This is a genomic window from Microbulbifer maximicatervae (SeqCode) (assembly GCF_052468095.1).
Map to the genome: position 1 here is coordinate 655,181 of NZ_CP174332.1, position 24,064 is coordinate 679,244.

The window sequence follows — 24,064 nt, forward strand, 5'->3', positions numbered from 1 at the left end:
TTACCTGGATGTGCCTGTAAAGGGATACGATAAACGGATTTAAGCGATAGGTTTGTAGAGCTATAGTGAGGTTTAGATTGGGCTATCTGTTAGAGTAGCCCGTTAATAAACAACTAAACAGATGTTATTGAAAAATAAAGCCCATATTATTACTGCCATTTTGAGTGGCATTGGCTGTTTGGCTGATGCCGTTCTGGCCGGTCTGGTGCGAGTTGTTTGTACCTATTTGCAAGGTGGTTGCCAAGTTATTACTACCGCCTTGATTCATATTAATCATATTCATAGAGCCTATCTGAGTCGATGATCCGGTTGCAAATGTCCCGAACTGTCCATGAAAAGAGGTGTTATTGTCACCATCCTGCATAATGGTGATCGAACCCTGCTGACTACTTTGTACAGCACTGATTGTATTGGAGGTGCCAATCTGAGTGGCATCAATCAAGTGGGCCAGACCTGTCTGCGTATATCCAGCACCATTTGAATCTCCAGATTGTGAAGATATGGTGGTACTTGAGTCGCTATTTGCTTGGGTAACTGTAGCCAGGTTTTGAGTGCCAAATTGCTCAAAGTCGGCATTATCAGAAACGCTATTGACCTGGCTGATAGTGGCAGACTGAAGGGTTCCGAATTGCTCAACACTACCGCTGCTGGTTGTTGTATTAGTCTGGCTTGTAGTTACGCTGTGACTAACGCCGTCTTGGTAGACCATCGCTGTTGTATCAGTAGCTGCCGTTTGAGTTGAAAAAATGGAGTTGTTGTCTCCGAGTTGTTCCTGATCAATTCCATTAGAGGTGCTGTTTGTTATCTGCGCAGCATTAGCAGTATTTAGATTCCCGGTCTGAATTTGAGTAACTAAATTTCCAATAGCAGTAGGATCGCCCTGATCCACAGTGGCACTATTGGTTAATCCACTTTGTGAAATGGTAGCGGTATTATTGGATGCGATAGCACTGTAGCTTGGGATACACAGTAAGAATCCAATGGCTAACGTTTGGTAACGTATCATTTTATCTCCGTGGAATTTTAATTTTGAATATAAAATATTTTGAACAGCTTAAATTAAACGAAGAAGCTGATTATTTGGTAGATATAGTGATTTTTACTTCTTAAACACTATATATGCAGAACTATTGTAGAGTGTTCACTTATGGTGGCTATGAGAACTTAGTATGGATAAATTGAGATTAAAGTTTGTGAGATAATTTTTTCGTTAAAAAAAGGCCGACTTTAACAGTCGGCCTTTACCTTGATTACTGAATAATCACTGCCACATTGCCATCGCCCACTTGGGCGGGTGCGGCTGCGTTGAAGTCACCTACTTGGGTCACAGTTATGGTGTTGAAGTTGCCAACTTGTGATGATGTAGCGCTATTGAAATCGCCAGGTTGTGTCACGGTCAGGTTATTGAAAGTACCATCCTGAGCCGCCTGGGAGAAGTTATCGAAACCACTTTGGGTAACGACAGCAACATTAGTGAGTCCCACTTGTTCTGTGTATGCCCAGTGGTCACCGCCACTTTGGTTGTGGACCAAAGTCTGGGTAGTACCGTCTTGCAAGCCCTCACTGTAGTTTCCGTCATCAGTCTGGCTAAAGAACAAGGTGTTGAAAGAACCATCCTGGAAGGAGAAGGTTGAGCTGTTGCTCGCAGATATTTGCTGGTGAGCGACAGTGTTAGTATCACCGGCCTGGATCATATTCATGGTGTTCTGCGTGCTATTACTTTGCGTTGCAGAAGCGGTACCATTGGTGCCGGTTTGAGTAATAATTGCGCTATTCAATGAGGTCAGGGTTTGAATGGCGACTGCCACATTACCGTCACCGGATTGATTAACTACAGCGGTATCATTTGCGCTGGTAGTCTGAGCAATAGTTGCATCTTGCGGGCCACCGCTTTGATTTATTACGGCAACACTGGTATCTACAAAGCTCTGAGTAGTCGATGCAAACTGGCCGTCATTTATCTGGGTGATAGTAGCCACTGGCACATTGGAATCGTTTTGGAATGATTCCGCGTAATTCATATCTCCTACTTGAGTTTGAGTAATTACGCCCGAATCGTTATTGCTGGATTGCTCAGCATAAACTTCATTCGTATCACCAGTTTGAGTCTGGGTGATAACATTGTTGGTTACCGTTGGATCACTCTGATCAGCGGTTGCCATGTTACCAGTACCGTTCTGATTGAGAATGGCGGTATTGTTTGTGGCGAGGGCTCCGGTGCTGGCAATCGCCAGAAGAACACTGGCGGCAATAGGTGTGTACTTGGTCATCTGTAACTCCATATAGATGTCAAATATCGCTGTACAGCTTTTACAAACAAAAGGAAAACAGCATCATTTGATATTGGAAGAGTCTCATCCTCAGGCATATTACAACTGTGTCTGAAGTATGTGAGGAAACTGGGATGAACCCGACTGCTTAATAACCTTCACATTCCTTGTGAAAACCTAGCAATATCATTTAAACAGCAGCTTGATGCTGATTAGAGTTTTGTCGTCTTCTGGGGTTACAGCCATAGGACGGAAGTGCCGAAACCTTAGGAATAAAGTTCTTTTTTGAACTAGCTATGGCAAATAATGTCAGCTGATTTGGAGGGTGGCATTAAATACATGAAATGGTTGTTTCATGAGAATTTAGGGCTAGTAATAATAATTGAAGCTTGTACTTAGCCCACCAAGTTGAAAATAGGCCGGCATGTTAAGCCGGCCTGTTCCCATGATTATTGAATAATAATTGCCATGTTGAAATCACCTACCTGTGTAGGTGTAGCCATGTTGGTATCGGTTGCCTGGGTTACGGCAATAGTGTTGTTATTACCGGTCTGCGAGGCGATAGTGGTATTGAAGTCGCCAGGCTGGGTAACGGTCAAGCTATTGAACGTTCCATCCTGGTAGCCTTCAGAATAGTTATCAAAGCCAGTTTGGGTGATCACACCAATATTGGTGGTACCCACTTGCTCAGTATAAGCCCAGTGATCATCTCCAACTTGAATGTGAGTCAAGCCTTGAGTAGTACCATTTTGGAAGCCCTCGCTGTAATTCCCATCACCTGCTGTCTGTGATGAAGTGAATGTGTTGGAAGTGCCATCCTGGAAGGAAACTGAGGTGCTGTTGGTGGCCAGGTTTTGAATAAGTACTACAGAGTTTGTGGTACCTGCCTGGATAGCGTTAACAGTGCTCGAGGTACTGGAAGTTTGAGTAGAAGTTGCAGTATTGGTGGTTCCTGTTTGGGTTAATATTGCGGTGTTAAATGAACCGTTAGTTTGGATAACATTACCTACATTACCGTCGCCGGACTGAGTCACTACAGCATTATCATTTGTACTGGAAACTTGGGTTACTGCTGCTGTTTGTGGACTACCACTTTGGGTGACAGTAGCAACGCTGGTATCTACAAAACTTTGTGTAGTTGTTGCAAAGTGACCGTCGTTGATTTGGGTGATAGTAACAATTGCAGTACTTGAATCATTCTGGAAGGACTCTGCGTCATTCATGTCCCCGACTTGAGTTTGGGTAATTACACCGGAATCATTAAAGCTGGTTTGCTCTGCATAAACTACGTTGTTGTCACCGGTTTGGGTTTGTGTGATCAGGTTGTTGGATACAGTGGCATCACTCTGATCAGCCGTGGCCATGTTGCCAGTGCCATTTTGGTTGAGAATGGCGGTATTGTTGGTAGCTAAGGCTCCGGTACTGGCGATCGCCAGAAGAACACTGGCGGCAATAGGTGTGTACTTAGTCATCAGTAACTCCATAGGGATGTCAAATATAGCTGTACAGCTTTTTACAAATAAAAAGAATTCAGCACCATTAGATATTGGGAGTGTTTTGTCTCAGGACACGATACGGCTGTGCCAGGCGTATGTGAGTTATCTGGAGTGAAACCGACTGCTTCTAACCTTCACATTCCTTGTGAAACATCTAGCAATATCATTTTTAACAGCAGCTTGATGCTGAATAGAGTTTTGTCGTCTTTGGGTGTTGTGGCTATAGGGCAGAAGTCTCGAAACTTTAGGAAGAAAGTTCTTTTTTTTAGGTGGGGTGATAAAGCTTGTCAGAAAATTCTTTTATACGGCGCGAGGTGCAAATAATCACATTTCTGATGAATTTTCTAATGCTGTAATAATTATTGTCACTTAATAAGCTTACATGAATTAAAGTAAAGAATTTTAATCAGGTGAAGGGGAGTCAGAGAAGTATTATTAGTTATTAGTCATATTGGCTAATATACGTTGTTGTAGCAGTTCCGCTAACAGTGACCGAAGTGTGAAGGCCATTCCCACTTTGGTAAATATTGACGTTATGAAAGCTGCCAATCTCTTCCACATGGGCACTATTTTGTATTCCAAATTGGGATATACCCGCGGTATTGCCAACTCCATACTGGTCGATATCTATAAAATTCTCAAAGCCTATTTGTATCAACATTGAATAGTTGTAATTCCCGACCTGACTCGATGTGATAATATTATCCTCACCAGATTGGGTGACCGATAAACTATTTCTATTGCCGTCCTGGTGAGCAGAAGTGTAGTTGTTACTACCTGATTGGCGGGTATGTATGTTGTTGTTTCCACCTTCCTGGTTGATAACGGTTAAATTTGTGACGGAGTAAAGATTGGCTGCGCTTAATTCGCTCGCAACAGCCAATTCACTGCTGGAATCCAAGTCTGAGCAATGGCCTAAACCCGGAAGGTTAACAACAGCCATTGCTAGGGTGGCAGAAAAAATAGTTCTGAATTTATGGTACATCTTTCCAAGTATCCCAATTTTAAGCCGGGCTTAAAAATATAATTTGTCAGTCATTGATTCTACATAATGACAGTGCTGTCATTGAGGTAGTACTGCAATATCGGATTTTCGATCTCATCCGGATTGGCAAGTGCCCAGGAATTGTGCACGATGCCTTCACTGATCAAATGAATCACAGCGGATTCCATCGCTGAAAGCATAGCAAGCTGTGCGGGTTCGTTATAAGTAGTACCAGCTTCCAATTCCAACAGGCGCCGATATTTTACGTAGCGAAATACATCGGCACTGATTGCCTTGGAGTAGACGGTTTTAGATGTCAATACAGAGTGGAGTACCCGCCCGGAACGAATATCTATGGCCCGCAAGTTCACTGTTACCTGATCCACGCGATACTGCTCGTCTGCGCCAATACCAAAATAGCGAGCACCTGCGCCACCGGTTTGAATATTTTGATCGTAGGCAACAATGCCGCCTTCTAATAGGACATTCGCAGCTACGAGTGTGGGAAGTGGCACGCTGTTATTGACGGGAATGTCCGGCTTGGTTAATCCTGCACGGATAATCTTCCGCTCTGTCAGCAGATTTTGTAGCCCTTCACGTTCCAACGGGATAAACCAGCCGGACTCATTGAGTACGTCCATGAGCATGGCCGCGCCACCTTGGGTGACTGCGGTAGAGAAACTGCTATTTGGAGCGGGCTTATACTGGCCGGTCTGATCGCGGAAACCGTATACCGCCACCAATATTTTACCCTTCGGTTGCGGAAGGTTGATCAGGTCCCGATAGGTGTTTTTCCTCGGAGTGAGCATCGCATCTGTGATGCCCGGACCAAAAAGTGCATCGCCCACATCTTTGACCGCGGAACAACTACTTAGCGTCATTAATGTCGCTACGATGGGCAAAGCTATCACTTTTTTTATTGCATTACGCATTGCCAAAGAATCCTTTGAAATTTAAACGTTCGTTAGTTTGTCGGGTTTAGCCCGCTTACAACGATTTCGCTTTTATCTCCGGTACTGCGGTCGGTGATAAGTACTGTCAGGACACCATCGTTATCAACGATTTGTACGATAAAGTCGTCTGTAATCAGTTCTCCACTATTACCATCACCAACATCGGTTAGAAGTTGGTTTAGCAGGCGGGTTTCCAGCGAGTCGCTGAACCTATCCAGAGCACTGGGTTGTTCATAGAGGCTGTCTGGTTTATCCGGATCTTCGTGAGTGTCTTGTGACTGCGCATTTTGCAGAAGGTAAGTACCATTGAGTGGGTTGCCACCAAAATTGGGGTTTACCGGTTCATAGATTAATTCGGTGGCCGAGACGTGATGATATGAGAACGCCGCCAGAGAAAAAAAAGCGGTACCCAGTAATGATTTGATCTTCATTAGAATTCATCCTTACCCAAATCAAAGGTGTCTGTGAGTGAGCTGCGAACACGCGCTTGCAGTACTTCCTGGTGAATATATTGCGCGGCCTCATCGGCCAAGCGATGAATATTATTGGTGCTTGGACTGATAAAACGCCTGAAAACAATTTTGTCGTTATAGGTAACCCAGATGAGATTTCCCCAACGTGCTGAGGGTCTCTCGTAAATAGTTAAGTTGTAAGTGGCATCTGGATAATTAAGGTTTCTGTATTCGCTCATGTAGCGGGCAAAATCGTGCCCGGTACGGGTTATTGTTCGATCAATATTGAATCCACTGATTTCGTCTTCGAGTTTTCCAGAATCGGTATCTGCTGGAGGGACCTCTGTGTCATCCTGGCCAAAGGCCAGGGATGCACACAGTGTCAACATCAACAGGGTTAGTCTCATATCCTCTCTTCCTGGAGATTGAGCTTGGCCCAATTACTGGCCTGCAGCCGGTTTTTAACTCCAATTTTTCGGAAAATGTTGTACATGTGATTTTTCACAGTGTGTTCGCTAAGGTGCAATTTTGTTGCGATCACACTGTTGGGTTCACCGGTAGTGAGTTGTCCGAGTATTTCCTGTTCCCTGCGGGTAAGAGGGAGGGAGTTTTGTGGGCTGATATGTTGTCGCCCCTCGGCACTGTGGATCGCGGTATCCAATTTGTGAATAAGATTTTCCTGACTGGTATTGCTGTCACAAAGTAGGTGAAAACCTTTCTGGCGTAACTTTTCCGATATATGAATGGGTAGGTTGGCTGGGAGATTAATCAGTAAAGCTTTTGCATGACTAATCTTCTTTAGATCTGAAAGAAACTGCTTTGAGTCAGAGCTCACACCAATTTGCCAGCAATCTATCACGATAGCCTGATAATGCTGCAGGCAGTTTTTTTGTTTTCCAATGCTAGATTTTTCCCAGGGTATGGGAATAGCTTGTGAAAACAGTGAAAATAATAGATCGCCTTGAAGGCCGGAGTTGCTAAAAAAAAGAACCGGCATATACCTCGTACCTCTCCTTGATACAGATAGATCTCTCTTAAAATAAGAGTTTGACCTTCCATCGACTCCTGTCGTTTAGGTTCCCAAAATTACCCCACGTTATCTGCCATGACGACGTGGGAGTCAGCGTAAAATTGTTTCTGCCGTGTTAGGGAAAAACACTCACTCAATGAGAATTTAGTTTGGAGTGTAGACGTAGGAGGGGTAAGGCTTAGGAAAAAATGTGCCTTATTTATGGGGTTTGAATATTTTTGGTTTGGTTTGGCTGTGGTTTTCAAGTTTGGAAATGTATTGTTTTACTTAGTCAGAAATTTGAAAGGTATGCGTGCAATTTATTTTTTTGGCATTTTGTGTCTCGCATATGGTGCTGTTTTTTTCTTTGGCAAGTATTGTGCTTTATTGTTGATTTTCTCTACTCGATGTAGACGTTTATTTTTTTAATTTCTAACGGGATAAAATTAAATTGATGTAAAAGAACAACTGTTTTCAGATAACTTTATTGATGTCACCTGTATGGTTCCGTATTGTTGGGTCGCCTTAACGGCCCTGCGTCTATATCAGCTTTCCCTGTGTTTCCAATATTAGGGCCTGATCCCAATGGCAAAGCTGTCGTCATACTCCTGTACAAATTGTGAACTTTTGGGCGAATGTGCTGTCCGCAGCTGTTAGGATAGAGGCCAATTGGGCTGATAGTGAGGGGGAAGAAATGAGTCAACTAATGCAAAGTTTACCACTTTGGCTTTGGGGCATCCTGGGATTGATTGTTTTGTTCCTGGCCCGTGAGCCTGTGCATCGCGCCGTATATGCGATAGCGCGTCTGGGCCATCGGGCGCTGCGCTTTATGGCGAGTAATATTGATTCCGCAGAACAAAGACTGGTAGAGCGCAATCGAGAAGTACTTTTTGCCGAAGGCCGGGACACGGCAGAGCGCCAGATTGAAAGAGAATTTGAACGTATTGAGCAAACCGTACAGCGGGATTTGGCACTGTATCCAACCTTGCATCGAAAGCTCTGTGAACAACTCAGCAGCTTGGATGAGGACTATGTACGCAGTGCTGAAATAGCACCGGAACCGTCGAACTGGGCCAGGGCTATTCGAGCTGTTTCGGAAATTCCTGGCAAAGAGGACCCTGTGGTAGCAGATGTTCTCGATACTATTAATCAGTCTATGCGCAAGGCCGAGTCCAAAGCTCTGGAGTCCTATCGTGAGTCCACCCGGGAGAGGCATCAATTACTAAAACGTATGCTGCCCAGTTGGCGTGCAATGCTTTCGACATTGGGACGTATTAACAAAAATGTAGAATCGGTTATTCGGCGGGCCAAAGCGCTGGATGGCCATATGGAGCGCTACGAAGAGATTTTGCAGGAAACGGATAAAAGCCTTCACTTGCTGTCTTCATCCTCTTTCAGCCGCTTTCTGACAGCTTCTCTGGTATTAGTGGTTGCTTTAGCTGGCGCTATGGTGAATTTTCAGTTACTGGCACAGCCTATGGCGGCAGTACTGGGCACTGAAGCTTCACTTGGCAGTTATAGTCTCGCCAGTATTTCAGCCGCAGTGGTTATCTTTTTGCAGATCACAGTCGGGTTGTTGATTATGGAATGCTTGCAGGTTACTCGAATGTTTCCTGCGGTAGGTTCCCTTGGTGAGAGTACGCGCAGGTTATTGCTGGGAGTGGCTTTGGCACTCTTATTGGTTTTGGCTGTAGTCGGTGGAAACCTGGCTTTCTCACGTGAGTTGATTCTGCAACAGCAGTTATTAGGTTCTGAGCAGCTTTGGCCAATTCCTCTGGCACAGATGGGACTTGGGTTTGTGCTTCCCTTGATTCTGGCTTTTCTGGCAATTCCTTTGGAGCAGTTTATCCGTTCAGCGCGAACGGTGATTGGTATTGGGGTGGGCTTATCCCTGCGGGGAATGACCATAATGCTGCGGTTTTTGGCGATGGCTTCACTGCACTTAGGTGTTTTGGCTAATCGTTTTTACGACATCGTTATTTTTGTTCCCCTCTGGTTACAGGCTTTATATGTGCGTCAGAAACAGGGAACTGGCAGTGAGACTAAAGAACCGGCGGGGAAAGAAGAGTCCAAAAAGAATTCCGTGCTTGCTGACACTGATTCTGTTGCCAAATTAGTGGAAGAGGCGTAATCGAAGCTAACACTATTCAGCTTGAAAACTGACAAAATAATAAGTGTGGTGAAGCATGTTTTGGTTGTCGTTCTTTTTAATTGCCCTAGTCGTCCTATTTCTTTATGCCCGGTCTGCACCGGGTAAACCTTGTCCCCTGTGGTTTCCTCAGGGGGAGGGGCCGATGGTGATTGCACATGGTAATGATTGCGGCAATGGCCTCTACCCAGGAAACACGGCGATTTACCTTGAAAAAATGGTGCAACTGGGCGTGGATGCTATTGAAGTGGATCTGTGGCTCTCTGCCGACGGCCATTTAGTGTTGATTCACGACAGGGAGCTGGAAATGTTCTCTGATGGTGCGGGGTTTGTAGAGGATAAAACCTTAGAGCAGCTGCGTCAGTTAAATATTGCCTATCTCTGGACTCGGGATGGAGAGCATTACCCCTATAGAGAAAAGCTTCTGCGAGTGTTGACTCTGGAAGAGGCGCTGGCAATGGTGGGGGATATGCCAATGATACTGGAGATTAAAAGTCGCCAGTATCGCGCTGCAAAAGTGTTGAAGGATGTGTTGGCACAGTGTGGAAAAGGCGAGCAGGTCGTCGTTTCCTCATTTCACCAAGGGGTGATTAATGAGTTTCGTCGACTCTGTCCGCAAGTGGCGACGGGCACGCCTACCGTAGAGGCGGTGGTATTTTATATTGCACAGTTACTTCGAGCAGAGAAACTGCTGCGTCCAAGCTATAGCGCGATGCAGCTACCGATGGAGCAAAAAGGTATTCCCGTAGTTACTGAAAGTATGGTGCGCGCCGCTAATAAGAAGAAAGTCCACTTGGCGGTATGGACCGTGAATGGCATGGATAATTACCGGCGCTATATTGATCTGGGCGTACACGGCATTGTGACTGACCGACCGGATCTGCTGTTGGAGATGTTGGCACAGCAGCGAGAAACTTTATTGAAGCAGGCAGCCTGAGCTAAATAATCAGTTGCCGATGATATTGGAAAGAAATAATAACAACTGGGAGTTTTTATGAAGAACGTAGTAGGTTCCGTCGCTCTGGCGGTTTCTGTATTGGCTGCATCTTTTACCTCTGCGCAGGATCGGTTTGCCAATGTGGAAATTAGTAGTGAACCCGTGTCTGGCAATGTTTATATGCTCAAAGGGGCTGGGGGCAATATTGCGGTACTGGTGGGGGAGGACGGCACCTTTATGGTGGATGACCAATACGCGCCTTTGACGGCAAAAATTCAACAGGCAGTAGCTGAGTTAGCTAAGCAACCTTTGCGTTTTGTCATTAATACCCACTGGCATGGAGATCATACCGGCGGTAATGAGAACCTGGGTAAAAGCGGCGCCCTGATTGTGGCTCACGAGAATGTGCGCAAACGGGTAAGTACCGAGCAGTTTATTGAGGCGTTTAAGCGGAAGGTTGAGCCGTCTCCTCCAGAAGCATTACCGGTGATTACCTTTACCGATGCCACTACCTTTTACTGGAATGGCGATAGGGTAAAGGTCCAGCATGTGGGGCCGGCGCACACGGATGGTGACTCCATCGTGCATTTTGCCGAAGCCGATGTGATTCATATGGGGGATATTTATTTTAACGGCAACTATCCCTTTATCGATCTCTCTTCCGGCGGCTCGGTGGATGGCATGATCGCAGCTATGGACACCGCTCTGGCAATGGCGGGGGAAGATACCAAAATTATTCCCGGTCACGGTCCTCTCAGTAATCGGGCAGAACTGCAACAGCAGCGTAATATACTGGCAGGGCTTAGGGACAAAGTGAAAGCAATGGTGGATGAGGGTAAAACCCGGCAGGAAGTGATTTCTGCAAAACCGACTGCGGAATTTGATGCGCAGTATGGCCAGGGTTTTATGACACCGGATATTTGGACCGGGATCGTTTACGACTCCCTGACGCAGTCTTAAAGAATTAAAAAAGGCGGCGCAGTGAAAACCTGCGCCGCCTTTTTTGTTGGATTACCCAGTGATTTTATTCTGTAGTGGCGTTCGGGGTCATGGGCCCGCCAAATTCAGGGCTATTTTCCACCGCCTCTTCATTGTGTTCTTCCCGCACTCGGAACCAAGCGGCATAGAGTGCTGGCAGGAACAGTAGGGTGAGTCCGGTTGCGACAATCAATCCCCCCATAATGGCGACCGCCATAGGGCCAAAGAAGTCACTGCGGGACAGTGGAATCATCGCCAATACCGCAGTCAGCGCTGTCAATACAATCGGCCTGAAGCGTCTTACCGTCGACTCGACAATTGCATCCCAGCGACTGAGGCCCTGACTGATATCCTGCTGTATCTGGTCCACCAAAATCACCGAGTTACGCATAATCATTCCCGCCAGGGCGATGGTGCCCAGCATGGCGACAAAACCAAAGGGCTTGCCAAACAGCAGCAGGAACAGGGTAACGCCGATCAGGCCCAGGGGAGCCGTGAGGAATACCATGGTGGATAGGGACATACTGCGCAATTGCAGCATCAGCAGGGTAAAGACCACCAGCACGAATAGCGGCATACCAGCATTGACCGATTTTTGCCCCCGCGCAGACTCTTCCACGGTACCACCCACTTCCAGCAAGTAGCCTGGCGGTAATTTATCTTGAATGGATTGAAGCTGAGGCCACACGGCATTGACCACGGTCGCCGGTAATTCGTCCCCATAAATATCAGCGCGCACGGTAACGGTGGGCAGGCGGTCCCGGTGCCAGATAATGCCTTCCTCAAAACCGTATTCCAGGGTGGCAATTTGGTTCAGCGGTACACTACGGCCGCTGTCGGTTTGCACCGAGAGATTGCCCAACTGGCGCAGGGCATAGCGATCGTTTTCATTACCGCGCACACGCACATCGATCAGCTCGTTATCTTCCCGGTATTGGCTCACAGTGATACCGGTTAAGGAGCTTTGCAGAGCTTGGGACAAGGTTGCACTGTTGACGCCCATGGCGCGAGCGCGGTCCTGGTCGATATTGAGGTTGATGGATTTACTGGGTTCTTCCCAGTCCAAGTGCACGTTGGTCACCTGTGGATTATCCCGCAGGCGCTCAGCCACTTCCCGAGCCAGCCCGCGCACTTCGCGAATATGTTCGCCGGACAAGCGGAACTGCACCGGGTAGCCCACGGGTGGGCCGTTCTCCAGGCGGGACACACGGCTGCGCAGGGTGGGGAACTCCTCATTCATCGTATTGATCAGCCAGTTGCGCACTTGCTCGCGCTCTTCGACACTGCGGGTCATCACAACAAACTGGGCGAAGCTGGCAGCGGGCAGCTGCTGGTCCAAAGGCAGGTAGAAACGCGGGGAGCCGGTGCCCACATAGGCCACGTAATTTTCTACCTGATCATTCTGCGCCAACAGGGTTTCCAACCTTTTGGCCTGGTGCTCGGTGGATTTCAGCGAGGCACCTTCGGCCAGCTTCAGGTCCACCATCAATTCGAGGCGTCCGGAAGAGGGGAAGAACTGTTGCGGAACCAGTTTGAACAGAGCGAGCGAGCCGACAAAAATCGCCAGGGTGGCCGCGATCACGGTTTTGCGATTGCGCAGGCACCAGGTAATAAAGCGGCGGAAGCGCTGGTAAAAGGGTTTCTGGTAGGGGTCTTCCACTTCACCGCCTTGGCCGTGTCGCGCCAGGTTCGGCAGTAGGTAGTGGCCCAGATAGGGTACAAAGACCACGGCGGCAATCCAGGAAACGATTAGCGACAGGGTGACCACCTGGAAAATAGATCGGGTGTATTCACCGGTACCGGACTGGGCGGTGGCAATCGGTAAAAAACCGGCGGCGGTAATCAATGTACCGGTGAGCATGGGAAAAGCGGTACTGGTCCAGGCGAAGCCGGCGGCTTTTAGTCGGCTGAGCCCCTGCTCCATTTTTATCGCCATCATCTCCACCGCGATAATGGCGTCGTCCACCATCAAGCCCAGGGCGAGTACCAGTGCCCCCAGCGAGATCTTGTGCAGTCCGATATTGAAGTAGTGCATCAGCGCGAAGGTCATCGCCAATACCAATGGGATCGACAGCGCCACAATTAATCCTGGGCGGCTGCCGAGGGAGAAAAAACTCACCAGCAGTACGATACCCAGAGCTTCGGCCAGCACTTGCAGGAATTCGCCGACGCCGCGTTTTACTGCCGCCGGTTGGTCGGAGACCTTGCGCAGTTCCATACCTATGGGCAGATCTTCCTGCAGTCGGGCAAAGGTTTCATCGAGGGCTTTACCCAACTTTAAAATATCTCCCCCTTCCTTCATGGACACGGCGAGGCCGATGGCGTCCTCTCCCATAAAGCGCATACGGGGCTGGGCCGGATCGCTAAAACCGCGGTGGACCTGGGCAATATCTCCCAGGCGCTGGGTGCGGCCATCTGCGGTAATTGGAAACTGGCGTATTTCATTGACGGAGGTGAATTGTCCGCTCACACGGATGCGCACCCGGTCGCTGACGGTATCCACAAAGCCGCCATCGGTGACCTGGTTTTGCGCTTGCAGGGCGTTTTGAACTGCAGACAGGGGAATGCCCATGGAGGCCAATTTGGTGTTGGATATTTCCACCCAAATTTTTTCGTCCTGCAATCCCAGTAACTCGACCTTGCCTACATCCTTAACTCGCTGAAGGGCCAGTTGCAGCCGCTCAGCGTAGTCCTTCATCAGTGCGTAATCGAAGCCACTGCCGGTGAGGGCATAAATATTGCCGAAGGTGGTGCCAAACTCGTCGTTAAAAAATGGGCCCTGGATATCCGGTGGCAGGGTGTGGCGAATATCCCCCACCTTTTTGCGTACTTCATACCAGAGATCGGGAATGTCACGGGAGTGCATATCGTCCCGGGCAACAAACAATACCTGGGATTGCCCCGGACGGGAAAAAGAGGAGATACGCTGGTAATCACCGGTCTCCAACAATTTCTTCTCTACCCGTTCGGTAATCTGGCGGGATACATCTTCGGCACTGGCACCGGGCCAGACGGTGTTAATCACCATCACCTTAAAGGTAAAGGGTGGATCTTCACTTTGCCCCAATTGGGTATAGGAAAAGGTTCCCAGCAGTCCCAGGACGATCATTGCGTAAAGCACCAGCGGGCGGTTTTTTAAGGCCCACTCAGAGAGGTTAAAACCCATGGCAGTTTCTCTGTTTCAAGGGCGGCTCTGCTGTTCGCGGCCGCACTTTGGAAATTGTTATCGAGGCTTTATTGGGAATTAATTTGCGCGGGCAGGCATTATTGTTCCCGCGCCTTTAATTTATTCCTGATGGGCGAGAGACGGCCCCTGTTCGATGGGGCGGTTCATACGGTCCACAGGGCGCACCACCATACCTTCTTGCAATAAATGGGTACCTGCGGCCACGATCCAATCGTTGCGTTCCAACCCGGAAAATACCGAGACAAACTCCTCACCGTAGGGGCCCAGGCTGACCGGGGTTTTGTGCAGTGTTTTTGTCTCTGGATTTAATACCCATACAAATGCGGCGCCATCGTCGGCACTGACTGCTGACATCGGAACTTGCAGTACATCAGTTTTTTCCGCCCTGGGGACAAATGCCCGTGCACTCTGGCCGATTTCTACACCGCTCACTTTATTTTTGAAAGCGACCCTAGCTTCAAAGGTGCGGGATATGGGATCGGCTGCCGGCGATAGTTCGCGGATGCGTGCGGGGAAAGATTGGCCCGGTTGGGACCAGAGTTCGACAGTTAGCAGTTGGCCCACTTTAAAGCGGCTGATGGATTGTTCCGGCAGGTCGATACGCACTTCCCGTTCACCATCGGCTGCCAGCTCAAAAATGCCTTGTCCTGCGGCAACGACCTGGCCGGCCTCGGCCATGCGGCGGGCGATCACGCCACTTTCCGGCGCCTTGAGTACGGCGTAGGCAGCCTGGTTGCGGGCAACATCCAGCTGTGCCTTGGCCTGCTGTAGTCGCGCTTCGCTGGCTTCGAATTGGGTTTCTACGGTATCGAACTGGGATAGGCTCACCAGCTGTTTTTCCAATAGCTTGCGGTGGCGCGAGAGTTCACTGCTAGCCAGGCGCTGGTCTGCCTCGGCGGAAGTATGGCTGGCGCGGGCTGAATCCAGTTGTAGCAGCAGGTCTTCAGTATCCAGTTCCGCCAGGGGTTGGCCCTGCTCCACACGGTCACCGACATTTACCAGGCGCCGCTGGATTTTCCCGCCGATACGGAAGGCCAGTGCCGGCTCGAAGCGGGCTCTTACCTCACCGGGATAGACATCAGTTTGGGCGCTGGCCAGGGTGGGGCGCACCATAACAGCGGGCCGCGGTTTGGTTTCTTGTTCCTGGGATTCAGAGGGGGCACAAGCGCTCAGCAAAAGGCTGAGTGAGAGCGCAGCGAGGGTTAGCATTCGGTACATATTGGCTTCCTTCCCCGGCGCTGGCGCGTCGAGGCAGATCCGTGACTGGGTCAAGCATGGCCGGGCGGCCATCAATGTTATACTGGCGAGTATAGTATATTTAATGAACTAACGAGTCTAGTATATGGAGAGCTATGTCTGAGCAGACCCAGACGGCCGCCCAGCGCGGTCGCCCCAAGGATCCGGTGAAACGCCAAGCCATTCTGGATGCCGCCCGGGACCTGTTTTTATCCCACGGTTTTGCCGCTACCAGCGTGGATGCGGTGGCCTCGGCTGCGGGAGTATCCAAACTTACGGTCTACAGCCACTTCTCCGATAAGGAGACGCTCTTTAGCGCCGCTATTGCCTCTCGCTGCGAAATGATGATGCCCCTGCCCATCTTTGCTTTAGAAGAGGGGGAATCGGTAGAGCAGGTCCTGGAGCGTATTGGAGACGCTTTTATGGGGATGGTGGAGAGCGAGGATAGCGTGCGTCTGTTACGCCTTTTGTGTGCCCTGGCATCCCAGGAGTCGGAAATGGCCCAGCTATTTTTTGACGCAGGTCCCCAGCGGATTTTGGGGGAGATAGAGCAGCTACTGCGCAGAGCCAATCAGTTACAGATGTTGAAGGTGGATAATCCCGCCGTAGCGGCGGAAGATTTTATCGGCTTGTTGCTGGGTTGCCACCATATGCAGGTCTTGATCGGCTGCCGACAAATGTCGACACAGGAAGAGCGCCGTGAGCGCGTACAAAAGGCAGTGAGAACCTTTATGTGTGCTCACCACTAGCGCCGGAATTATTGCCTGTATTCTTAGGCTGCTCCGCCATCGCGGGGCACAGGATAATATCACTGGCTACCTGGAGCCACTCCGGTTTGTTGCGACTGTAAACATAGCGCTCGGGATAAATAAATTCCGGTGCATCAAAGGCGCCGCCGCCAAAGCCCCGATATTCGGGTAGGAATTCCAGTGTCCAGGTGAGCGTGCTGCCGCAATCGGGGCAGAATTGGCTCTTTATCCAACGACCGGCATCAGAGTAAAGAGTGTGAGTTTGCAAATGGCCCTGTAGAAAGGCTATTTGTTTCTTTTTGAAGTAGACCGATAAGCCGATGGGGCTACCGCTGCGCTTTCTGCACCACTGACAAGAGCACAGGCTGACCCGGCGAGGGGAGCCGAGGGCGCGAAAGCGCAGTTGCCCGCAAACGCAGCCCCCTTCGTGATATGCCTCCACCATGCAAAGTCCACCGCTGTACCGCCTTTACTAAGGTTGGCACAGCGGCGCGGGGGAGGAATCAGGTTTTGATGCGGTATCCGGTGCGGAAAATCCACCAGACGGTGGTGAGACACAGCACCAGAAAGAGCAAAGTCATGCCGATACTCAGCCCCAGGTTAACATCGGCTACGCCGTAAAAAGCCCAGCGGAAGCCGCTGATCAAATAAACTACCGGGTTGAACAAGGTAATTTTTTGCCACATTTCTGGCAGCATACTGATCGAATAAAATGCACCGCCGAGAAAAGTGAGCGGCGTAATAATCATCAACGGAATAACTTGCAGCTTCTGAAAGTCATCGGCCCAAACTCCGATAATAAATCCGAACAGGCTAAAAGTGACGGCAGTCAGCGCGAGGAATGTCAGCATCCACCAGGGGTGTACAATTTCGTAATCCACAAAAAAGCGAGCGGTCAGCAATATCAACAGCCCCAATAAAATGGACTTTGTAGCTGCGGCACCCACATATCCGGTGACGATTTCGAAGGAGGATATGGGAGCGGACAGTACTTCATAAATGGTGCCGGAAAACTTAGGGAAAAATATTCCGAAAGAGGCGTTGGAAATACTCTCGCTGAGCAGCGCCAGCATTACCAATCCTGGAATAATAAAGGCCCCATAGCTGACCCCGTCGATATCCCCCATACGCGATCCAATCGCCGCACCAAACACAATAAAATAGAGAGATGTGGAGAGCACCGGTGAGGCGATGCTCTGCATCAGGGTGCGCCAGGTGCGGGCCATCTCAAACTTATAGATGGCGCCAATTCCATACCAATTCATGCCTGTGCCTCCTTACTGAGCCGCTCTTCCCGTTCAAGGCGGGCACCGTGAACCAAGTTGACGAAAATTTCCTCCAGGGAGCTTTCCCGGGTGTGTAAATCGCGGAATTCAATATTGGCGGCATTTAAACGGCGCAGAAATTCCGCAAGACCAGTGTCTTCGCTTTTGATGTCAAAGCGATAAACCAGCTGGCTGCCATCACTGCTGAGACTGAGTGGCAGGTCAGCGAGACTCTCTGGAATTTGTTGCAGTGGTGTGGGCAGTTGCAGGCTGAGTTCTTTCTCCCCCATTTTCTTCATCAGTGCATTTTTCTCCTCAACCAGAACCAGTTGGCCGTGGTTGATAACACCGACACGATCGGCCATTTCCTCGGCCTCTTCGATATAGTGGGTGGTGAGGATAACGGTTACTCCCGACTCTTTCAGTTCGCGCACCATTTGCCACATATCCTGGCGCAGCTCCACATCGACCCCGGCGGTGGGTTCGTCGAGGAAGAGCACATTGGGCTCGTGGGATAGCGCTTTGGCGATCATCAGCCGGCGCTTCATTCCTCCTGAAAGCGTAATAATTTTGTTATCTTTTTTCTCCCATAGGGATAGCTGCCGTAGAATTTTCTCCAGATAGGCGGGATTGGGAGCCTTGCCGAATAGACCGCGGCTGAATTTCACTGCCGCCCAAACGGTTTCAAAGGCATCGGTGGATATCTCCTGGGGCACCAGACCAATCTCATTGCGGGCCTTGCGATAGTCCCGCTGAATATTGTAACCATTGACAGTGACCTCACCACAGCTTGGATTTACGATGCCGCAGATAATGCTGATCATGGTTGTCTTGCCCGCACCATTGGGGCCGAGCAAGGCAAAGAGTTCTCCCCGCTGAATTTCCAGGTCGATATTCTTCAGGGCGGTAAACCCCTCGGCATAGGTTTTTCCCAAGCCTTTGATGGAAATAATCGATTCCACTTTTTCTCCTTGCCAAAATTACCGTACGGCTTTGGCTGTGTGTTGTCAGGTGGATTTATCGGGCAGAAAGGAGGAATACCTTTCCTGTCGGATCAGTTTCCCGATCCCAGCCCGGAAGTATATGCTAATAAGAATTCTTTTTTAATTTTAATGATGTATATCAAAGCTGCGCTGGAGGCGGCGAACATCAAAATTAAAGCCATGGATGAGAATGCACTGGAATATCCCATTTTATCAATCCAGGGCTGGCTGATGAAAGGCGAAATAAATTGCCCAAGAAAAATTCCAGTCGTCAGAAATCCCGCAGTTTTCCCTCTTTTTGACTCCGGAGCAGACTCGAGAGCCGTAGAAAAGATATGTGGTATCAGGGTACCCATTCCAAGTCCGTAGAGGGCAATAAAAGCAACTATTTCTGTCAGGTTTTGAGCGCCGGCGAGCAGCCCAAAGCTGGCGGCCATAATAGTGAAGCTTGCGATAAAAACGCCGAGCACTCCCAGTCGATTCCGGGCTCGCCGGTAAATCAATAATGAGGCGATGGCTCCCATAACATTACTGGAGGCGATAGCCATAGCAATAAGGCTGGGTGAGGAGATTTCTATCTCGCGCAAGTAAAAAGGGATCTGAGTTGGAATCAGGGTAAAAGCCAGGCTATTTAAAGTTGCCGCCGCCAGTAGTGTATAAAATGCAAGCGGGTTATCCTGCTTTTCTTTTTTGGGGTCTCTGTGCTTGAAAGGCCTTACTCGCATGGGCTCCCAAAGGAAAATTTTAACTGCTGGAACTAGTAGTAAGGCCAACAAGTAAATTGCGAAGGGGGCGCGCCAATGTAAGCTGGCCAGTAGTCCGCCCAGGGTTAGAAATACGACCCCACCGATACTGATAAAAGTACTCTGCTGGCTCAAATAAGTTAGGCGTTGCTCCCGGCTGAAATAATCCCCCACCAGGGCTGTTACCGAGGTCATTGTTCCGGCCACGGCAACTCCCAATAGTAAGCGGCTAGTCAGGATACCTGCGAGACTATCCTGAAATAGGGCTAGTAGACCGGATAGTCCATAGAGTACCAGGGCTGCTTTCAATAATTGCAGGCGGCCATGGCGATCAGCAATCCAGCCTGCTAATGGAGCGCAGAGGGCGATGCTCAAAGCGGGCAGGGTCACTACCAGTCGGCTCCACAAATCACTATTGGGTGTCCCTGAGAAATACTGCTGCAGTGCAGGTAGTGACGGGGCTACAGTGGCCCCCGACATGATAGTGAGTGCTGCCAAGCACAGTAATGTGATACGGCTCTGAGACGGTATCCCGCTGGTCGTGTGCTTCATGATTATTAGTCGCTGCTTCTAGGTCCCTGGGTTTCTCTTCGCGGTATCTCCAGACTCGCGTATTTCAGTAGCAAATTTGGGGTTCAGGCTTGCAGCTGCCACTAGTAGTAAGAACAGGTTTGGGTTGGCTTGACCGACTGGTTGCGCAACGCCGTTTGCTTGGTGCTTTTCCATCACTTTTCTCCCTCGCTTGCATTAGGTTGCGCAGCAGTGTAAAACCTCAACTAATGTTTAGGTCAATGGTTGGTGGGCATTTTTATGGCAGCTGAAGAATCGGCCGAAAAAGGAGCGGTAAAGTCAAAGCAAATCAAGCGGGAGCTGACTGTTGGCGAGGTGGCCGAGCGCAGCGGCGTGGCAGTCAGCGCCCTGCATTTCTATGAAAGCAAAGGCCTGATTGCCAGCTGGCGGACCTCGGGAAATCAAAGGCGTTACTCGCGGGATGTGTTGCGCCGAGTGGCCATTATCAAGGTGGCCCAGAGCACCGGGATTCCACTGTCGGAAATACGCGAGGCTTTCGGGGAGCTTCCCAATAAACGCACGCCCAATGCGGGGGATTGGTCATCACTCTCTTCTCACTGGCGTGAAGAGTTGGATCAGCGTATCCAGCAGTTAACCAAGTTGCGCGATGATCTTGAGGGATGTATTGGCTGTGGTTGTTTGTCTATGCAGAAATGCCCTTTACGGAATCCCGGGGATGAAGCTGCGGAGCAGGGAGGGGGAGCTCGCTATTTGGATTTGACCGAGTAGGAAAGTAGTAGCAATACACGAGTACTGCTACCAACTCCCAAGGCGTACTTTTATCGCGCTAAAAGGTTGCTAGCAGTTTTCCGGCGTTCACTTCAGGAGAAAATCTTCTCGTAAAATGCCAGTGTTCCCCGCCAAGCGTCCTCAGCGGCTTCACGGTTATAGGCCAGCGGCAGGCCGAACTTTTCTCCCCGGTCTGTTGCACAGGGGTTGGTAAATCCATGTAGAACCCCCGGGTAACTGACCAGAGTTAATTTGGCTTTGGATTCCTGCATCTCAGTAACAAACTGGCCGACCTGGTCCGGTGGAACCATCACATCGGCGCCGCCGGTGTAGACCTGTATTTCAGCATTAATAGGTTTGTTTTGTGCGGGGGTACTTCTTGCCAGTGCCCCGTGGTAACTGACTACGCCGCGCAAGTCCACGCCGACTCGAGCCATAGCGAGTACGACTCCGCCGCCAAAACAATAGCCCTGTGCTGCGACCTGGTCCGGGTCTGCTTGGGGCCGCTGCTGGAGCAGTGATAATGCTGTGCGGAAGCGCGCTTCAAGGGCCACCGGGTCCTTCAGGGCTTCATCCCTGAACTGTTGTGCCTCTTGTGGATCATCGGTCTGTTTGCCTGCGCCAAACATATCCACTGCAAAAGCGAGGTAGCCGCAGTTGGCCAGTTTCTCCGCCTGCTCGCGAACAAAGGCATTGTGCCCCCACCATTCGTGTACCAGTAAAACCCCCGGCCGTTTGTCACTGATATTTTCATCCCATGCGAGATATCCGCAAAAAGTATCCCCGTTTACGGTGTAGTCAATTACTTCCGCTTCCATAGTGAGTCGCCTGGCTGATCGAGAAAGAGTCGTTGGGAAACCGGTTTGGGCCCGGCTACTCCGCAAGCGTGGCACAAACTTCAGTTGTTGCCAGTGGGTGGCCCTTTCAGCTCAATCACATTGTCTTCGGGATCTGAGATGTAAATTGACAGGCCAATTCCATCGGCGCCAAAGCGCTCTTCTGCTGGCGAAAACTTTACCTGTTCCTGCGCTAAAAAGGCCTGAATGCTCTCCGGATTAAAGGGTTCAACCCGGAAGCAAAAATGATCCAGGTTCCGCCCTTCCTTTCCTGGTGCTGCTCCCCCTCTCTGGCCTATAGGTTTATCAACTGGCACTAAATCTATCATGCAAGTGCCTGCGCGGAGTTGGTAGAGGCCAATATCGTCCCGTTGGCGCACAATGCTGCATCCAAGAATATTTTGGTAAAAGTCGAGCATGGGTTTTAGAGATTGGACACGCAATACAATATGGTCAATATGGTGGAGCTTAATCATAGGCTGCCCAAGCTTAGTTTTTACTAAGACTAGGTGGACCCCAAGGTAGTTGTCGAGTGAATTAAATGTTAGAGATTTTTTAGTTAATCTGTAAAAGCCTGGCTATAGAGAAGGTAGGTAGCGCAAATAATCAGAAGGCTCCCCATGGATCTGTTAAATATTTTGCGCCGGTATTGACTCTCTAATAATAGGCGAGCCCGATCTCCGGCAATAGCCCAAATACTTAATGAGATGTAGCAAACCAGAAAGTAAATCAGGGTGAATGAGAGTAAATTGCTGTGGTTATCGCTGCTGGAGAAAATAGCCACTCCAGAAAGGCAGGCGATCCAGGCCTTCGGATTGAGCCATTGCAATAAAAACCCTTGGTAAAAGCGTGGTTTCTGTAACTGCTCAATATCCGCATGATTAGTAGGTGCAGCCGCTGTTTGGTAGCCGATAAAGGCCACATAAATTGATCCTGGTATCGCAACATATCGTAGTAACTGGGGATAAATTTCTATTGCCTGATAGAGCCCAAGGCCTATAGCTGCAAGTAGCAGTGTAAAGCCTATTGTGGCTCCTGATACAAAGGGCAAGGTGCGGATAAATCCATAATTCACTCCAGAGGAAATGATAACCATATTCACCGGCCCCGGTGTAATGGACATAGCCAGGGAAAACCCAAACATAGCAAGAAGTAGTGACATTCGCTGCTCCTAGCAGTTATCAATTGTTTGGAGACTTTAATGGCCTGGTAGGAAAATGATTAGATACTTAAAACTGAAATATATTGTTTATAAAAATTTACTTACTAAAAATGGAGAAGGAAAGAATACACTGCACTTGGGACCCTATGAGGCATGGATGCCGATTAGGAGCTTACAGGGATGTATTCACTGCGTGTCTCGAGTGCAGTGTATTCTTTCCTTCCACCCCAGTAGTAAGTATGGACGAGTGTGCTGCATGAGACTGGGTGCCGATTACGTGCTAACAGCAATATATTCACAGATCTTCGCAAGAGCGGTGTATCCTTTCCTGTTGACCCAGAAGTACCTTTAGAGAATTCATAGGGAGTTGCTATTGTGCTAAAGGATATTCGCTATTTACTGGTGTTTGCCAAGGTTGTGGAAAGCGGCTCTTTTAGAGGCGCTTCTTCGGAACTGGATATTTCTGTCGCCAGCGTTAGTTCCTATGTGGCGAGGTTGGAGGAAAGTCTTGGCGTTGCACTCTTGTATCGCAATACCCGCAAGTTGTCCCTGACCGAAGATGGGGCAAAGATTTATAAAACGGCACAGAAGATATTGGATTTGTACGCCGATGGTCTCGGAGAATACAAAGCGCGAGAGGAACGCAGTATCAGTCGGCTTAAAATTGCAATCCCTGCCGTTTTGATCCACAGCCGCTTGCTGAGCAAAATAGTGGGCTTTGTCCGGCGGGATCTGGGTATTCATTTACAAATTCAATGCAGCGACCAGCACGAGGATGTAATTGGCGGTGGTTTTGACTTGGCAATTCGTCTGGGTAATATGCCTGACAGCAATTTGAAAGCGCGTAAGATATTTGAACTAGAGCGGGTGTTAATTGCCAGTGGCGATATGCTGGATCGTTATGGTTTTCCGAGTCATCCTCGCGACCTTGCAGTTTGGCCCTGGATTGGGCTGAAAATGCGGCCCAATCACCGGCGATTTCTGCATCGGCAGCAGGGCGAATATGAAGTTAGCTACGCTCCGGTAGCGACTGTCGACAGTGTTGAAGCGGCTTATCGATTAACGAGCTGCGGCCTGGGACTATCGGCGCCACCTAGATTTCTAATAAGTGCACAGGATGATGTACAAGAATTATTGCCAGACTGGCAGCTTCCGAATTTACCCGCCTATGCAGTTAGACCTTCAAACGGAGTCTCCGAAGGTCCTATACAGAAACTGATTGATTATTTGGCCGATAGTGATACCCAGCTTGCTGCCTGCCATCCTCGCGATTTAACGCAAAAGCTAGCTGCAGAAGCGGTTGATTGTCCCGGAAGGTTCTCAATAGCTCGGTAGAGGCCTCTGCCGTCAAGGTTGGTCACTTGCGGGCAGAGGT

The 24,064-nt window shown here is 49.3% G+C and carries 24 protein-coding genes; 6 read left to right on the top strand and 18 right to left on the bottom strand.

The window, feature by feature from the left end; genetic code table 11:
* Positions 1-124: 124 nt before the first annotated feature.
* From ACJJIL_RS02805 to ACJJIL_RS02840, 8 genes are all read right to left on the bottom strand, one after another.
* On the bottom strand, positions 125-1,006 hold the full coding sequence (locus tag ACJJIL_RS02805; RefSeq protein WP_445361160.1) for a hypothetical protein: 882 nt from the start codon (positions 1,004-1,006) through the stop codon (positions 125-127).
* 244 nt (positions 1,007-1,250) lie between these two features.
* Positions 1,251-2,270, bottom strand: a complete 1,020-nt coding sequence (locus tag ACJJIL_RS02810; protein WP_445361161.1) for a hypothetical protein — start codon at positions 2,268-2,270, stop codon at positions 1,251-1,253.
* Between the two features lie 449 nt (positions 2,271-2,719).
* Positions 2,720-3,742, bottom strand: coding sequence for a hypothetical protein (locus tag ACJJIL_RS02815; protein WP_444918145.1), 1,023 nt, complete (start codon positions 3,740-3,742; stop codon positions 2,720-2,722).
* A 466-nt stretch (positions 3,743-4,208) separates the two neighbouring features.
* Positions 4,209-4,751, bottom strand: coding sequence for a hypothetical protein (locus tag ACJJIL_RS02820; protein ID WP_445361162.1), 543 nt, complete (start codon positions 4,749-4,751; stop codon positions 4,209-4,211).
* 59 nt (positions 4,752-4,810) lie between these two features.
* On the bottom strand, positions 4,811-5,683 hold the full coding sequence (locus tag ACJJIL_RS02825) for a CsgG/HfaB family protein (RefSeq protein WP_413663259.1): 873 nt from the start codon (positions 5,681-5,683) through the stop codon (positions 4,811-4,813).
* 32 nt (positions 5,684-5,715) lie between these two features.
* On the bottom strand, positions 5,716-6,135 hold the full coding sequence (locus tag ACJJIL_RS02830; RefSeq protein WP_413663258.1) for a curli assembly protein CsgF: 420 nt from the start codon (positions 6,133-6,135) through the stop codon (positions 5,716-5,718).
* On the bottom strand, positions 6,135-6,563 hold the full coding sequence (locus ACJJIL_RS02835; RefSeq protein WP_413663257.1) for a CsgE family curli-type amyloid fiber assembly protein: 429 nt from the start codon (positions 6,561-6,563) through the stop codon (positions 6,135-6,137). The genes ACJJIL_RS02830 and ACJJIL_RS02835 overlap by 1 nt, the downstream gene beginning before the upstream one ends.
* Positions 6,560-6,991, bottom strand: a complete 432-nt coding sequence (locus tag ACJJIL_RS02840; protein WP_282931332.1) for a response regulator transcription factor — start codon at positions 6,989-6,991, stop codon at positions 6,560-6,562. Before ACJJIL_RS02840 ends, ACJJIL_RS02835 begins: the two co-directional genes overlap by 4 nt.
* Positions 6,992-7,859: 868 nt before the next feature.
* Here ACJJIL_RS02840 and ACJJIL_RS02845 point away from each other — a divergent pair.
* The 3 genes from ACJJIL_RS02845 (at position 7,860) to ACJJIL_RS02855 (ending at position 11,211) form a co-directional block, all read left to right on the top strand.
* Positions 7,860-9,296 carry a hypothetical protein gene (locus ACJJIL_RS02845; protein ID WP_445361163.1) on the top strand — a complete coding sequence of 479 codons (1,437 nt, stop codon included), beginning with the start codon at positions 7,860-7,862 and terminating at the stop codon, positions 9,294-9,296.
* Between the two features lie 163 nt (positions 9,297-9,459).
* Complete coding sequence (locus tag ACJJIL_RS02850; RefSeq protein WP_445361164.1) at positions 9,460-10,251, top strand: glycerophosphodiester phosphodiesterase family protein; 792 nt, start codon at positions 9,460-9,462, stop codon at positions 10,249-10,251.
* A 57-nt stretch (positions 10,252-10,308) separates the two neighbouring features.
* Positions 10,309-11,211: an MBL fold metallo-hydrolase gene (locus ACJJIL_RS02855; protein WP_445361165.1), complete on the top strand. Its 903-nt coding sequence runs from the start codon at positions 10,309-10,311 to the stop codon at positions 11,209-11,211.
* Positions 11,212-11,275: 64 nt separating this feature from the next.
* On the opposite strand, the gene ACJJIL_RS02860 is transcribed toward ACJJIL_RS02855, so the two are convergent.
* Both ACJJIL_RS02860 and ACJJIL_RS02865 read right to left on the bottom strand, forming a co-directional pair.
* On the bottom strand, positions 11,276-14,395 hold the full coding sequence (locus ACJJIL_RS02860) for an efflux RND transporter permease subunit (protein ID WP_445361166.1): 3,120 nt from the start codon (positions 14,393-14,395) through the stop codon (positions 11,276-11,278).
* 120 nt (positions 14,396-14,515) lie between these two features.
* Positions 14,516-15,634, bottom strand: a complete 1,119-nt coding sequence (locus ACJJIL_RS02865) for an efflux RND transporter periplasmic adaptor subunit (RefSeq protein ID WP_445361167.1) — start codon at positions 15,632-15,634, stop codon at positions 14,516-14,518.
* Positions 15,635-15,768: 134 nt separating this feature from the next.
* Here ACJJIL_RS02865 and ACJJIL_RS02870 point away from each other — a divergent pair, with 134 nt between their 5' ends.
* Positions 15,769-16,401, top strand: coding sequence for a TetR/AcrR family transcriptional regulator (locus ACJJIL_RS02870; protein WP_413663250.1), 633 nt, complete (start codon positions 15,769-15,771; stop codon positions 16,399-16,401).
* Here the strand turns inward: ACJJIL_RS02870 and ACJJIL_RS02875 are convergent.
* The 5 genes from ACJJIL_RS02875 to ACJJIL_RS02895 all read right to left on the bottom strand — a co-directional run bounded on the left by ACJJIL_RS02875 (position 16,382) and on the right by ACJJIL_RS02895 (position 20,118).
* Positions 16,382-16,846, bottom strand: a complete 465-nt coding sequence (locus tag ACJJIL_RS02875; protein WP_445361168.1) for a GFA family protein — start codon at positions 16,844-16,846, stop codon at positions 16,382-16,384. The genes ACJJIL_RS02870 and ACJJIL_RS02875 overlap by 20 nt on opposite strands.
* A gap of 58 nt (positions 16,847-16,904) precedes the next feature.
* Positions 16,905-17,666, bottom strand: coding sequence for an ABC transporter permease (locus ACJJIL_RS02880; RefSeq protein WP_413663248.1), 762 nt, complete (start codon positions 17,664-17,666; stop codon positions 16,905-16,907).
* A complete protein-coding gene (locus tag ACJJIL_RS02885; RefSeq protein WP_445361169.1) occupies positions 17,663-18,628 on the bottom strand; it encodes an ABC transporter ATP-binding protein in 966 nt (321 codons plus the stop codon). The genes ACJJIL_RS02880 and ACJJIL_RS02885 overlap by 4 nt, the downstream gene beginning before the upstream one ends.
* 92 nt (positions 18,629-18,720) lie before the next feature.
* Positions 18,721-19,944 carry an MFS transporter gene (locus tag ACJJIL_RS02890; RefSeq protein ID WP_445361170.1) on the bottom strand — a complete coding sequence of 408 codons (1,224 nt, stop codon included), beginning with the start codon at positions 19,942-19,944 and terminating at the stop codon, positions 18,721-18,723.
* A gap of 18 nt (positions 19,945-19,962) precedes the next feature.
* Positions 19,963-20,118, bottom strand: coding sequence for a hypothetical protein (locus tag ACJJIL_RS02895; RefSeq protein WP_413663245.1), 156 nt, complete (start codon positions 20,116-20,118; stop codon positions 19,963-19,965).
* Positions 20,119-20,202: 84 nt separating this feature from the next.
* Between ACJJIL_RS02895 and soxR the strand changes: the two genes are divergently transcribed.
* Positions 20,203-20,691, top strand: a complete 489-nt coding sequence (soxR, locus tag ACJJIL_RS02900; RefSeq protein ID WP_282931344.1) for a redox-sensitive transcriptional activator SoxR — start codon at positions 20,203-20,205, stop codon at positions 20,689-20,691.
* 92 nt (positions 20,692-20,783) lie between these two features.
* Here the strand turns inward: soxR and ACJJIL_RS02905 are convergent, their stop codons facing one another.
* The 3 genes from ACJJIL_RS02905 to ACJJIL_RS02915 form a co-directional block, all read right to left on the bottom strand.
* Positions 20,784-21,509, bottom strand: a complete 726-nt coding sequence (locus tag ACJJIL_RS02905) for a dienelactone hydrolase family protein (protein ID WP_413663244.1) — start codon at positions 21,507-21,509, stop codon at positions 20,784-20,786.
* Between the two features lie 80 nt (positions 21,510-21,589).
* Positions 21,590-22,003 (bottom strand): VOC family protein, encoded by a 414-nt coding sequence (locus ACJJIL_RS02910; RefSeq protein WP_282931346.1) that lies wholly within the window; start codon positions 22,001-22,003, stop codon positions 21,590-21,592.
* Positions 22,004-22,086: 83 nt separating this feature from the next.
* On the bottom strand, positions 22,087-22,689 hold the full coding sequence (locus ACJJIL_RS02915; RefSeq protein WP_444896153.1) for a LysE family translocator: 603 nt from the start codon (positions 22,687-22,689) through the stop codon (positions 22,087-22,089).
* Between the two features lie 375 nt (positions 22,690-23,064).
* Between ACJJIL_RS02915 and ACJJIL_RS02920 the strand changes: the two genes are divergently transcribed.
* Entirely contained in the window at positions 23,065-24,024 is a 960-nt protein-coding gene (locus ACJJIL_RS02920; protein ID WP_445361171.1) for a LysR family transcriptional regulator, read from the top strand.
* Positions 24,025-24,064: the final 40 nt, after the last annotated feature.